The sequence below is a fragment of the Agrobacterium sp. genome (assembly GCF_059499945.1).
The window spans coordinates 250254-262892 of sequence record NZ_JCABZP010000016.1 but is presented as its reverse complement, the minus strand read 5'-3'; the positions used below and the strand labels follow the sequence as shown (position 1 = coordinate 262892).

12 protein-coding genes are annotated in these 12639 nt (G+C 59.4%); 7 read left to right on the top strand and 5 right to left on the bottom strand.

Annotation, left to right across the window (positions count from 1 at the left end; translation table 11 throughout):
- The first annotated feature begins 42 nt into the window (after nucleotides 1–42).
- Genes AC5I5B_RS20550 through AC5I5B_RS20535 form a run of 4 tightly spaced genes read left to right on the top strand, consistent with a single transcriptional unit; the run spans nucleotide 43 to nucleotide 4357 of the window.
- Nucleotides 43–1509, top strand: coding sequence for a COG4223 family protein (locus tag AC5I5B_RS20550; protein WP_111834654.1), 1467 nt, complete (start codon nucleotides 43–45; stop codon nucleotides 1507–1509).
- A gap of 4 nt (nucleotides 1510–1513) precedes the next feature.
- Complete coding sequence (locus AC5I5B_RS20545; RefSeq protein WP_080866474.1) at nucleotides 1514–3133, top strand: heme biosynthesis protein HemY; 1620 nt, start codon at nucleotides 1514–1516, stop codon at nucleotides 3131–3133.
- 14 nt (nucleotides 3134–3147) lie between these two features.
- Complete coding sequence (locus AC5I5B_RS20540) at nucleotides 3148–3636, top strand: tellurite resistance TerB family protein (protein ID WP_020813315.1); 489 nt, start codon at nucleotides 3148–3150, stop codon at nucleotides 3634–3636.
- Nucleotides 3626–4357 (top strand): glutamine amidotransferase, encoded by a 732-nt coding sequence (locus AC5I5B_RS20535; RefSeq protein ID WP_020813316.1) that lies wholly within the window; start codon nucleotides 3626–3628, stop codon nucleotides 4355–4357. Before AC5I5B_RS20540 ends, AC5I5B_RS20535 begins: the two co-directional genes overlap by 11 nt.
- 12 nt (nucleotides 4358–4369) lie before the next feature.
- On the opposite strand, the gene AC5I5B_RS20530 is transcribed toward AC5I5B_RS20535, so the two are convergent.
- Complete coding sequence (locus AC5I5B_RS20530; RefSeq protein WP_003505017.1) at nucleotides 4370–5602, bottom strand: MFS transporter; 1233 nt, start codon at nucleotides 5600–5602, stop codon at nucleotides 4370–4372.
- 249 nt (nucleotides 5603–5851) lie between these two features.
- Between AC5I5B_RS20530 and AC5I5B_RS20525 the strand changes: the two genes are divergently transcribed.
- Both AC5I5B_RS20525 and AC5I5B_RS20520 read left to right on the top strand, forming a co-directional pair.
- Nucleotides 5852–6142: a YggT family protein gene (locus tag AC5I5B_RS20525; protein WP_003492418.1), complete on the top strand. Its 291-nt coding sequence runs from the start codon at nucleotides 5852–5854 to the stop codon at nucleotides 6140–6142.
- Nucleotides 6139–6450 carry a DUF167 domain-containing protein gene (locus tag AC5I5B_RS20520; RefSeq protein WP_060725390.1) on the top strand — a complete coding sequence of 104 codons (312 nt, stop codon included), beginning with the start codon at nucleotides 6139–6141 and terminating at the stop codon, nucleotides 6448–6450. Before AC5I5B_RS20525 ends, AC5I5B_RS20520 begins: the two co-directional genes overlap by 4 nt.
- Before the next feature lie 5 nt (nucleotides 6451–6455).
- On the opposite strand, the gene ppa is transcribed toward AC5I5B_RS20520, so the two are convergent.
- The 4 genes from ppa to AC5I5B_RS20500 form a co-directional block, all read right to left on the bottom strand.
- Entirely contained in the window at nucleotides 6456–6989 is a 534-nt protein-coding gene (gene ppa, locus AC5I5B_RS20515) for an inorganic diphosphatase (protein WP_003505020.1), read from the bottom strand.
- A 158-nt stretch (nucleotides 6990–7147) separates the two neighbouring features.
- A complete protein-coding gene (locus AC5I5B_RS20510; RefSeq protein WP_020813320.1) occupies nucleotides 7148–7654 on the bottom strand; it encodes a GNAT family N-acetyltransferase in 507 nt (168 codons plus the stop codon).
- A gap of 213 nt (nucleotides 7655–7867) precedes the next feature.
- Nucleotides 7868–9688 (bottom strand): translational GTPase TypA, encoded by a 1821-nt coding sequence (typA, locus tag AC5I5B_RS20505; protein WP_003492424.1) that lies wholly within the window; start codon nucleotides 9686–9688, stop codon nucleotides 7868–7870.
- A gap of 163 nt (nucleotides 9689–9851) precedes the next feature.
- Nucleotides 9852–11912: a M3 family metallopeptidase gene (locus AC5I5B_RS20500; protein ID WP_111834653.1), complete on the bottom strand. Its 2061-nt coding sequence runs from the start codon at nucleotides 11910–11912 to the stop codon at nucleotides 9852–9854.
- 266 nt (nucleotides 11913–12178) lie between these two features.
- On the opposite strand from AC5I5B_RS20500, the gene AC5I5B_RS20495 reads away from it, so the two are divergent.
- A complete protein-coding gene (locus AC5I5B_RS20495) occupies nucleotides 12179–12637 on the top strand; it encodes a MarR family winged helix-turn-helix transcriptional regulator (protein WP_020010854.1) in 459 nt (152 codons plus the stop codon).
- Nucleotides 12638–12639 lie beyond the last annotated feature (2 nt).

The window sequence follows — 12639 nt, the reverse complement described above, 5'->3', positions numbered from 1 at the left end:
ACTGACTAGGTTTACATTACTGCAGGCAAAAATGAGGTTGTCATGGTATCGGGAAAGCCGCCACGCCACTCCAAGTCCAAAGCCGAACCGGTCACCATCGACCTGGACGCCAAAGACGTGAAAGCAATTTCCGCCGACGTGGACGCTGCCAAGACGGACGAAAAGCCCGGTGACAAAACACCTGCGGACACCGCAACGCCGGGTGTTTCGGAAACAAAGCCGGAAGCAGCCACAACGGGCAACCCCGCCCCCGTCTGGGACCAGCCCAAGAAAACCCCTATCGAGCCCGAACCCAATGTCGGCAAAACGGAATCCGTAGCCGCCGCGTCGAAGACCGAGAGCCCTGAAGACAAACAGAAAGAGCCCGTCTCGACGGCCCCTGTTCCGCCCAAGGTCGACGCAACACCGATGGCGGGCACCGACGGGACGAGCGCCACTGCGGCTGCAGCAGCGGGTGCGAAGCCGGCCTTTGGCTCCACAGCTTCCTCCAGCGCATCTGGCGGGGCCACCGCTGCAAAACCATCGACCACGACCTCATCTTCAGGACCGGCCAATTCAGGACCGGCGAAGCCATCCACATCACAGCAGGCGGAACGCAAACAAGCGGCGACCTCCGGCCTGATCGCGGCGGGTATCGTCGGCGGCCTTGTGGCGCTCGCCGCCGCCGGCAGCATGCAATATGCCGGTATCCTGCCCTCCGTTAATGCAGGCAGGGCCGGAGGCGAGGAGATCGCCGCACTAAAAACCGATCTGGGCAATCTTCGGCAGCAGCTTGCCAATGCTCCCGCGGCGGACACCTCGGCACTGGAACAGCGCATCGCAACCCTCGAAGGCGCAAAGGGTGAAGCCCCGCAGGTGGATGGGCTTTCTGAAAAAATTACCGTGCTGGAATCTGCCCTGCAGTCGGAGCGATCCGCGCAGGCCACGGCGACCGCCGAACTGACACGCCGTCTTGCGGATGCGGAAGCCAAGATCAACGAGCCACGCGACGATATCGAAGTCGCCCGCGCCATTGCCTCGGCCGCGCTGAAGGCCGCGATCGATCGCGGCGGGCCGTTCCTCACCGAACTCGATACGCTCTCCAGGGTCACATCAGATGATCCGGCGATTGCATCGTTGCAATCCTTCGCCGCCACCGGCGTACCGTCGCGTTCGGAGCTGATGCAGAAATTCCCCGATGTCGCCAATGCGATGCTGTCAGCCATCAACCAGCCTGACCCCAATCAGGGCATCATGGAGCGCTTGACCGAAAGCGCCTTTTCGCTGGTGAAGGTGCGCCCGGTCGGCAACATCGAGGGCGAGACCCCCGAGGCCATGATCGCGCGTATGGAAAACAAGCTGCGCAACGGCGACCTGCAGGGCGCAGCACTTGAGTGGAATGGTCTTCCCGATGCCGCCAGGACGGTATCCGCCGATTATAAAAAATCTCTGGATGCGCGCATCGAGGTCGAGAATCTGGTGGGCGGCACGTTGAACCGCGCCATCACCAGCACTGGCAGGCAGGGGTGAGCGCATGACCAGAATTCTGACTTTCGCCATTATCGTTCTGGCTCTCGGTTTCGGTTTCTCCTGGCTGGCCGACAGGCCGGGCGTGCTCTCCATCGTCTGGCAGGGCCAGTTGATCGAAATGAGCCTGATGGTCGCCGCCTCCATCATCGCCGCGCTGGTTGCCGCCATCATGCTGGTCTGGTGGGTCGTCAACGCCATCTGGACCTCGCCCAATGCCGCACGCCGGTATTTCCGCGCCCGGAAGCGCGACCGCGGCTATCAGGCTCTGTCCACCGGCCTCATTGCCGCCGGCGCTGGTAATGCCATCCTCGCCCGCAAGATGACGGCCCGCACGCAGGGGCTGCTCAGCGCCGATCAGGAACCGCTGATCCATCTGCTCGATGCGCAGGCCGACCTCATCGAAGGCAAATATGACGAGGCGCGCCGCAAGTTCGAGGCGATGGCCCGTGACCCTGAAACGCGCGAACTCGGCCTTCGCGGCCTTTATATCGAGGCGCGTCGGCAGGGCGCCTATGAAGCCGCCCAGCAATATGCCGAGGATGCAGCGGAAAAAGCCCCCTACCTGCCATGGGCGGCACAGGCGACGCTGGAAAACCGCTGCCGCAACGGACAATGGGACGATGCCATCCGCCTGCTCGACCAGCAGAAAGCGGCAAGCGTCATCGAACGCGGCGAGGCGGAGCGGCTGAAAGCCGTGCTTCTCACCGCCAAGGCCGGTGAAAAGCTGGAAAGCGACCCGGTGGGCGCGCGCGAGGATGCCAAGCACGCTCTCAAGCTCGCAAAAGGCCTCGTTCCGGCGGCACTGATTGCAGCGAAGTCCTATCTGCGCGAAGACAATCTGCGCAAGGCCGCCACGGTTCTGGAACCCGTCTGGAAGAACGATCCGCATCCGCAGATCGCCGAGCTTTATGTCCGCGCCCGCAGCGGCGATACCGCCATCGACCGGCTGAAACGGGCGGAGCGGCTTGAGAGCCTGAAGCCCAACAACATCGAATCCCTGTTTGCCGTGGCGCAGGCAGCGCTCGACGCCAAGGAATTCGCCAAGGCACGGGCCAAGGCCGAAGCCGCCGCCCGCATTGAGCCACGCGAAAGCATCTTCCTGCTGATGGCCGATATCGAAGAAGCGGAAACCGGCGATCAGGGCCGTGTGCGCTACTGGATGGCACAGGCGCTGCGCGCGCCGCGTGACCCGGCATGGGTGGCGGATGGTATCGTCTCGGAAAAATGGCTTCCGGTCTCCCCCATCACCGGCCGTCTCGACGCCTTCGAATGGAAAGCGCCCTTCGGTCAGCTCGAAGGCCCTGTTGAAGATCTGGCGATCGAAAATGCGATTGCCGCGGCACCCGCAAGAGCCGAACCGGTTGCGAAGACGATCGTTGTCGAAGCCGCGCCCGAGACCCTTGCGGAGCCAAAACCCGCCCCGGCCGCGCCGATCGAGGTAAAGCCGACTGTTTCAATCCCGAAGGAGAAAAAGCCGGTCACAATCGAAGCGCCGGTGGAAACCGAAGTGGCGGATGACAAGGCGGCGGAAGCCGTGCCCTTTTTTGGCGGCGCACCGGATGATCCGGGCGTCAAGAAGCCAGGCGCGGAAGCCGAACCCAAGACCCGGCTCAAACTCTTCTGACCAGCAGGCTATCGATGTTCCAGCAAATACAGTCGTTTATTCAGAACCTCGTTGGCCCGCAGGCGGGTGATTTCAGCCCTGATGATCTGAGGGTGGCGGTAGCCGCCCTCTGTTTCCAGGTGATGGAAGCGGATGGCACCGTCTCGAAAAGCGAGCGTGATCGCCTGCGCCAGATTCTTCACGAATATTACCATCTCGACGGTGGCAAGCTTGATGCCCTTCTTGCCGCCGGCCAGGAGGCCGGCAAGGAAGCCGTCGATTATTACCGCTTCACCACCGATATCCGTCGCCACCTCGATGAGGATCAGCGCGTGGAGCTTATTGGCATATTATGGGATATTGTTTACGCTGACGGCGAACGAAGCGAAATGGAAGACCATGTGATCTGGCGAGTCGCCGATCTACTCGGTGTTTCCGTGCGCGACAGGGTTCTGCAACGTCAGCAGGCCGCCACGAGGTCCGGGCCCGCTGAAGAAAGCGAAAACGAAGACGATGCTGTTTGACCCTTCCAGGCAACAGGAACAACAACCTTCGCTGCTCATCGTCCTGCATCAGGAACGTTCCACGCCCGGCCGCGTCGGCCAGATCCTGGTGGAAAAGGGTTATCGCCTCGATATAAGGCGGCCCGCGCTCGGCGACGACCTGCCGCAAACGCTGGAAAAACATGCGGGCGCCATCATCTTCGGCGGCCCGATGAGCGCCAATGATCCGCATGATTATGTCAAAGCCGAAATCGACTGGCTGAAGGTGCCGCTGAAGGAAAACAAGCCCTTTCTCGGCATCTGTCTCGGCGCGCAGATGCTGTCCAAACATCTGGGCGGCAAGGTCGAGGCAGACAGGGACGGCAAGGTGGAGATCGGCTGGTATCCGCTTCACGCCACCGAACACGGTCGGCTTCTGATGCCGCATTGGCCGAAGATGGTCTATCATTTCCACCGCGAAGGCTTCGAACTGCCGCGGGGAGCCGAGCTTCTGGCGGCAGGCGAGACCTATCCCAATCAGGCCTATCGTTATGGAAAAAATGCCTGGGGCCTGCAGTTTCACGCCGAACTGACCCGCGCCATGATGCATAGCTGGGTGGTGCGCGGCGCGCAGCGTTTCGGCATGCCGAATGCGCAGGTCGGCAGTCAGCATCTGGAAGGCCGCATGTTGTTCGACACGCCGCTCAGGGCATGGCTCAGCAATTTTCTCGATCTGGTTTTTGAGGGCAAGGCACAGCGCTGAGGCCCATCGCAGTTAGTGCGGCGCGTCGAGACTATCGATCTTGCGCAGCTTGGAAAAACCAAGCGCCCAGATGACCGCGACAGCAAGCGTGCCCGCCCCGCCGATGACAACGGCTGGCACGGCACCCACAACATGGGCCATGGTGCCGGCGCGGAATTCACCCAATTCGTTGGAGGCTCCAACGAAAACCATATTCACCGCATTCACACGCCCGCGCACCTCATCTGGTGTCCAGAGCGCGATCAGGGTCTCGCGCACATAAACCGACACCATGTCCGATGCTCCCATGACCACCAGCGCGGCAATGGACAGCCACGCGGTTTGCGAAAGCCCGAAGACCACGGTGGAAACGCCGAAGAGGCCGACGCCGACGAACATCAGCAGGCCCGCATGGTGGCGAATGGGCTTGAATGCCAGAATGACCGCAACGGTGATGGCCCCGATGCCGGGTGCGGCGCGCAGAAGCCCGAGACCCCATGGGCCGAGCGTCAGCACTTCCTTGGCAAAAATCGGCATCAACGCGACGGCACCGCCCAGCAGCACCGCGAAAAGATCGAGCGAAATGGCGCCAAGAACGATCTTCTCCTGCGAGATGAATTTGAAGCCGGCCAGCATTGTTTCGAGGGTGACGGCTTTTGCCGGACCACGCTGTTCCGGCTTGCGGATCGTCACCGCCAGCGTTGCGGAGAGGATGAAAAGCACAAGCGCCACGCTATAGGCGATGGAAGCGCCGAGACCATAAAGCAGACCGCCGGCAACAGGCCCCAGAATGGACGCCATCTGCCAGGAAGAGGAATTCCAGGCGATAGCGTTCGGCAAATCCTCGACGGGCACGAGATTGGGCGCCAGCGACTGGACAGCCGGTCCCATGAAGGCCCGCTCTATGCCGAAGACAACGAGAATGGCGAAGACCGGCCAGGGAGAAAAGCTGTGTGTCAGCGTAAGACCCAGAAGAGCCACAGCACACAGCGCCGCGACCAGAAGACATATGGCCATGATACGCCGGCGATTGTGCCGGTCGGCGACCGTTCCGGTAACAAGGATCAAAAGCAGAGACGGCAGAAACTGGAAGAGACCGATCAGGCCGAGATAAAAGGCGTTGCCGGTAACCTCATACATCTGCCAGCCGACAGAGACGCTGACGATCTGAATGGCAAAGGCCGAGAAAAACCGAGCGCTGAAAAAACGGCGATAGGAACTATGCCGGAATGCACCGAAGCGGTTTTCGGCAGAAGGCAGGGACATCGGCTGGGTGCTCGCGAGACAATATGAGATGTCTGCAATAGAGCGATATGACAGGAATCGCCAGCCCTCCTCTTCAGCGGGACGACGAAAAGTGTGAGCGGTTTTCGTCTGAAATCCCGCTGCAAAGCCATGAACCAGCTCGCGATGACCGCAGACCGGTCAGACCAAAGATCATTACGATCCGGCGCAACACTTGCCGGTTCACGCGTCAATGTCTAAATGTCTTGCAACCAAGATACGGAGATATTGATGCTTGCCCTGTTTCAGACCATCGATCTGGCCTTGAACCTCTATACGTGGGTGCTGATCGCCAGCGCCATTTTTTCCTGGCTTTACGCCTTCAACGTCATCAATTCCCGCAACCAGTTCGTGAACGCCATCGGGAGTTTCCTGGTCAATGTCACGGAACCGGCCCTGCGCCCCATCCGCCGCATTCTGCCCAATCTCGGCGGGATCGACATTTCGCCGATCATCCTGCTGCTGATCATCTTCTTCATCCGCTCCTTCATGTGGAACACGCTTTATCCGATGACCGTTTGAGCAGTCTCTGGAAAAAGCACGATGATCATGTCCGCCTGTCCGTTCGCCTCACACCGAATGGCGGGCGGGATGCGATTGACGGCGTGGAGCAGGATGCGGACGGAAACGCGCATCTGAAGGCCCGCGTCAGCGCCGTGCCGGAAGGCGGCAGGGCGAACAAGGCCCTGATTGTTTTGCTGGCGAAAAAACTCGGCCTGCCCAAATCCTCCATCACCTTCATTTCAGGCGAAACAGCGCGCAAAAAAATCCTCCGGATCGATACCGACCCGGAGGATTTCGAAAAGCTCTTTAAAAAGCTGGCGGGTTAGGCCTATCAGCCCTGCGCCTTGTAGCGCTCAATGGCTTCGACGATCAGCTTCTTGGCGACATCGACATCCTGCCAGCCGCCCATCTTCACCCACTTGCCGGGCTCCAGATCCTTGTAGTGCTCGAAGAAGTGCTCGATCTGCTTCAGCGTGATTTCCGGCAGGTCCGTGTAGTTGTGGACCTTGTCGTAACGGCGCGTCAGCTTCGGAACCGGCACGGCGAGGATCTTCTCGTCCTTGCCGCCATCATCTTCCATGATCATCACGCCGATGGGGCGAACGTTGATCACGCAGCCGGGAACCAGCGGGCGGGTGTTGCAGATGAGAACGTCGATCGGGTCGCCATCGTCGGACAGCGTGTGCGGCACGAAGCCATAGTTACCCGGATAGGTCATTGGCGTGTAGAGGAAGCGATCGACGATCAGCGCACCGGCGTCCTTGTCCATCTCGTACTTGATCGGCTGGCCGCCAACCGGCACTTCAACGATAACATTTACGTCTTCCGGCGGATTCTTGCCTATGGAAATTGCATCAATACGCATTCGCTTCCCTCATTCGGCGGGTTGGATTTGGTTTTCGATACTGGGAAAGTCGCCGCATTGCAACATGGCTTTGGCTGGATAAGGCAGAATGGGCGATTTGATGTCATCGCGACGAAGCATCGCCCTCTACAAAATGAAAACGGCGCGAACTCCCTCTATCAGTTCCAGACGAAACCGACCTTGCGAAGCGACTTGCCATCGAAATCTTCCATGCCTTCGGCAATATCCCGGCCGCCATGCGAGCGGAAAAAGCGATTGGCGACGTCGCTATCCTCGAGGCACCAGACAACGATGCCGTTGCAGCCGAGTGAAGTCAGCAATCTGCGCGCTTCCGTGAAAAGCAGCGAGCCGAGGCCAATACCCTGATATTCAGGCCGGAGATAAAGTTCGTAAATCTCGCCGTCCTGCGGCAGCCCACGCGCCCGGCTTAAGCCCAGCGTCGCATATCCGGCAACCACACCGGCCACTTCCACCACCAGCATGGTTGCGGAGCCCTTGGTCGCCTTTTTCCACCAGACTTCGCCACGGCGCTCCAGCATCTGCGTCAACGGCTTGTGCGGGATAAGCCCCGCATAGGCCTGTTGCCACGACAGACGGTGCGCCTCTGAGATGGCGCGCGCATCATGCGGTTCAGCACGGCGAACATCGATGGATAACGTTTTCATAACGCGATTCTGGCCCCGGCCACGGAAACTTACCAGTCATAAAGGTTAACGCCGGCAAGCTTACCCACAGCCTATTCATGTGGACGACCAGAAAAAATTAACGCATCCTTAACCTTTGGCAAAGCGCCTTTCGACTCATGCACACATAAAAAAGAATGCATAAAAAAACCCGGCGCGAGGCCGGGTTCTTTGAAATTCGTGGCGTAGAGCCAATCAAACAGCGAGCTTTGCCTTTTCGAAACGCTTGCGGTCGTTCGCGTCCAGGAACATCTTGCGCAGGCGGATGGACTTCGGCGTCACTTCCATCAGCTCGTCTTCCTGGATCCAGGAAAGGGCGCGGTCGAGCGTCATGCGGATCGGCGGCGTCAGCTTCACGGCTTCGTCCTTACCGGCGGCGCGGATGTTGGTCAGCTGCTTGCCCTTCAGCACGTTCACTTCGAGATCGTTGTCGCGCGTGTGAATGCCGATGATCATGCCTGCATAGACCTTTTCACCCGGCTCGATGATCATCGGGCCGCGATCTTCAAGGTTGAACATGGCGTAAGCGACTGCCTCGCCCGAACCGTTCGACAGCAGAACGCCGTTGACGCGACCGGCGATCTGGCCCTTGAAGGGCTGATAATCATGGAACAGACGGTTCATGATCGCCGTACCGCGCGTGTCGGTCAAAAGTTCCGACTGGTAGCCGATGAGGCCACGGGTCGGGGCATAGAACTTCAGACGAACGCGATTGCCGCCGGAAGGACGAAGCTCGGCCATTTCAGCCTTGCGCTCGGACATCTTCTGGACGACGACGCCGGAATGCTCTTCATCGACGTCGATCACGACTTCTTCGATCGGCTCCAGCAGGGTGCCGTTCTCATCCTTGTGCATGACGACGCGCGGACGCGAAACGGCAAGCTCGAAGCCTTCGCGACGCATGGTTTCGATCAGAACTGCCAGCTGCAATTCGCCACGGCCGGAAACGAAGAACGAATCCTTGCCTTCAGCCTCTTCGATCTTCAGCGCGACGTTGCCTTCGGCTTCCTTGAACAGACGGTCGCGGATGACGCGCGACGTTACCTTGTCGCCTTCGGTGCCGGCGAGCGGGCTGTCGTTGACGATGAAGGACATGGTGACGGTCGGCGGATCGATCGGCTGCGCGGTCATCGCCTCGGTGACCGAGGGGTCACAGAAGGTGTCGGCAACCGTACCCTTGGAAAGACCGGCGATGGCGACGATGTCACCCGCATGAGCTTCATCGATCGCGGTGCGCTCGATGCCGCGGAAGGCGAGGATCTTGGAAATACGACCGGTTTCGATCGTCTTGCCATCCTGGCCAAGCACCTTCACGGCCTGGTTCGGCTTGATCGAACCGGAGGCGATGCGGCCGGTGATGATACGGCCGAGGAAGGGGTTGGCTTCGAGGATCGTGCCGATCAGACGGAACGGACCTTCTTCGACTGTGGGCTCCGGAACATGTTCGAGAACCAGATCGAGCAACGGTGCAAGACCCTGATCCTTCGGACCTTCCGGGTTGACGTTCATCCAGCCGTCACGGCCAGAACCGTAAAGGATCGGGAAGTCGAGCTGCTCGTCGGTAGCATCGAGGTTTGCAAAGAGGTCGAAGACTTCGTTGATGACTTCTTCATGGCGGCCATCCGGACGGTCGATCTTGTTGATCGCGACGATCGGACGAAGACCAACCTTCAGCGCCTTGCTGACGACGAACTTCGTCTGCGGCATCGGGCCTTCGGAACTATCGACCAGAACGATCGCGCCATCCACCATCGACAGGATACGCTCGACTTCACCGCCGAAGTCGGCGTGGCCGGGGGTGTCGACGATGTTGATGCGAACACCCTTCCACTCCACCGAGGTCGCCTTGGCGAGAATGGTGATGCCACGTTCCTTTTCGAGGTCGTTGCTGTCCATTACGCGCTCGGCGACACGCTGGTTGTCGCGGAACGAGCCGGACTGCTTCAGAAGCTCGTCCACGAGCGTCGTTTTTCCATGGTCAACGTGCGCGATGATCGCGATGTTGCGAAGTGCCATTGTTCAAAATCTCTGAGGTTGGGCGCCACTATCGTGAGATGCGCCAATTTAGTTTGGCGCGCTCATAACCTTTTTTTTGCAAATGCGAAAGGGGGGGCCTTGTCATAAGCCCCCTGCGCTCCGGTTCTAGCTCAGAAATATGACAGTCTTTTATAACGTGCTCTTACACCAGGCCGCGCTTCAACAGCATGGCGTCCGGGCTCGGCATCTTGCCGCGAAACGCGAGATAGGCCTCCTCCGGATCGATGGAACCGCCGACAGAATAGATATTGTCCTTCAGCCTGCGCGCCATCTCGCCATCGAAGGGATTGCCGGTTTCCTCGAAGGCCGAAAACGCATCGGCATCCAGCACTTCCGACCACATGTAGGAATAATAGCCGGCGGAATAGCCATCGCCCGAGAAGACGTGCTGGAAATGCGGCGTCGCATGCCGCATGACGATGGACTTCGGCATGTTGAGGGCGGAGAGCACCTCGCCTTGTACGACCATGGGATCGCTCACGCTGTCCCGGGTGTGGAACGCCATGTCGACGATAGCCGAAGACGTGAACTCCACCGTGCTGAAACCGGCATTGAAAGTTTGAGCGGCCAGAACCTTGTCCAGTAGCGCTTTCGGCATCGGCGCGCCGGTCTCGTAGTGGAGCGCGTATTTTTCTAGAATTTCCGGCACCGTCAGCCAATGTTCGTAAAGCTGCGACGGCAATTCGACGAAATCGCGCGAGACCCCCGTCCCGGAAACGGAAGGATAGGTCACATCAGATAACATGCCATGCAGCGCGTGGCCAAATTCATGGAACAGCGTGCGCGCATCATCAAGCGAAAGCAGCGCGGGCTTACCCTCAGCCGGTTTCGCGAAATTGCAGACATTGTAGATGATCGGAATTTCACCGACCGTTCCGCTCTTCAGCGGCAGCTTGTGCTGCGACTGGAACGAACTCATCCATGCGCCGGATCGCTTGGAGGGGCGGGCAAAATAATCGCCGAGGAACATGGCCTTCAGATCGCCCCTGTCGTCGCGAATTTCGAAAACCCGCACATCCGGGTGATAGGCGGCAACGCCCTTCACTTCAACGGCACGAATTCCAAACAGCCGCGCGGCGACATCGAAGCAGGCCTCAATGATCTTTTCGAGCTGCAGATAGGGCTTCAATTCCGTCTCGGAGAAGCTGAATTTCCGCGCGCGCAACTTTTCGGCATAGTGCCGCCAGTCCCAGGGCAGCACCTCGTGATTCCGGCCCTCCTCGGCGATGATGGCGGCAAGTTCGGTCTCTTCCTCGCCCGCGCGGCGCACGGCCTTTTCCCAGACCTGACCCAGAAGGCCGTTCACGGCATCCGGCGTCTTCGCCATCGTGTCATCAAGCTTGTAAGCGGCAAAATTCGCGTAACCGAGAAGCTTGGCCTTCTCCTCGCGCAGTTCGAGCGTGCGGTGAACGGTCTCTCGATTGTCGGTCTCGCCACCGTTTTCGCCGCGCGCCACCCATGCCTTGAAGGCCTGCTCGCGCAGATCACGACGTTCGGAAAAGGTGAGGAAAGGCTCGATGATGGAACGGGAAAGGGTAACGGCAAATTTGCCGTCCTCGCCATGCTCACGGGCCGCACCCGCCATGGCGTCGCGCAGAAAGCCGGGAATGCCGGCAAGTTCCTCTTCGGTGGAAAGCAGGAGCTTCCAGTTCTTTTCATCCGCCAGCACATTCTGCCCGAACTTTGCACCGAGACCGGCAAGCTCCTCATTGATCGCCGCCAGCCGTTCCTGCCGGTCTTTCGGCAACTTCGCGCCGGAACGTACGAAACCCTTCCAGTGCCGCTCGAGAACACGGCTTTCCTCGCCCGTCAGCCCCAGCGTCTCGCGCTTTTCCCACAATGTGTCGATGCGCTTGAACAGCGCTTCGTTCATGCCGATCTTCGAATAGTGCCGCGACATTTTCGGCGCAATCTCCCGCTCCAGCGCCTGGATCACGCCATTGGTATTGGCGCCTGCCCTGTTCCAGAACAGCGCCGAAATGCGCGAAAGCTCATCGCCGGCGATTTCAAGCGCGGTTACGGTGTTTTCGAAACTCGGCGCCTGCGAATTGCCGGCAATTGCATCGATTTCCTGTTCATGGGAGAGAAGCGCTGCCTCGAAAGCCGGAGCGAAATCCTCATCCTTGACCGCATCAAATTTGGGCAAACCGTTGTGACCGTCCCAGGTCACGAGGGCGGGATAAAGCGTCGTCTTGGATGGCATTTCGTCTTCCTTGTGTACAATTCCGGTTTAAGCCCATATGGGCACGCCTCCACCGCCAATTCAATATGCCCGGCGGAGATGACAGGCCGCGTGAAAAAAACGGGGAAGTCCGATCTTTTTTGCTTCAGCGTAACAATCGGCGACTATATTGCGGGCCGTCCGACAACCGAACTGACGCATACTTTACTCGATTTTCGACAATATGATTTGTGTACCATTGATTATCGCCCGGAATTTAGTAAGGCTGACTTACGAAAAGGCGAGACATGGGCACGAAACGCGAAAAAGATTCATTGGCATTCTTGCTGAACAGCAGCGCACGCCTGCTGAACAGTGCGTTTGAGCGCCGAATTTCTGAAGCTGGACTGGGTCTTACCCCCGGCGAAGCCCGCGCATTGCTGACGGTTGCCGTCGTTGATGGCAGCAAGCAGTCGGATATCGCCGCCCGGCTAGGCATCGAGCCGATGACGATCTGCGCCTATCTCGACAAGCTGCAGTCCCTCGATCTCATTGAGCGCCAGCAGGACCCGCAGGACAGGCGTTCCAAGCGCATCGTACTGACGAAGAACTCCACCGAGATGCTGGAAGCCGTGCGACAGGAAATCGATGAACTCGTCCGTCACGCCACGCAGGGCCTGAACGAGGAAGAGGTCGCGCTTTTCCGCAGCTTCCTGCAGACGCTTCGCAACAATCTCCAACCGGAACAGCCCGGCCCGAGCTGCTGACC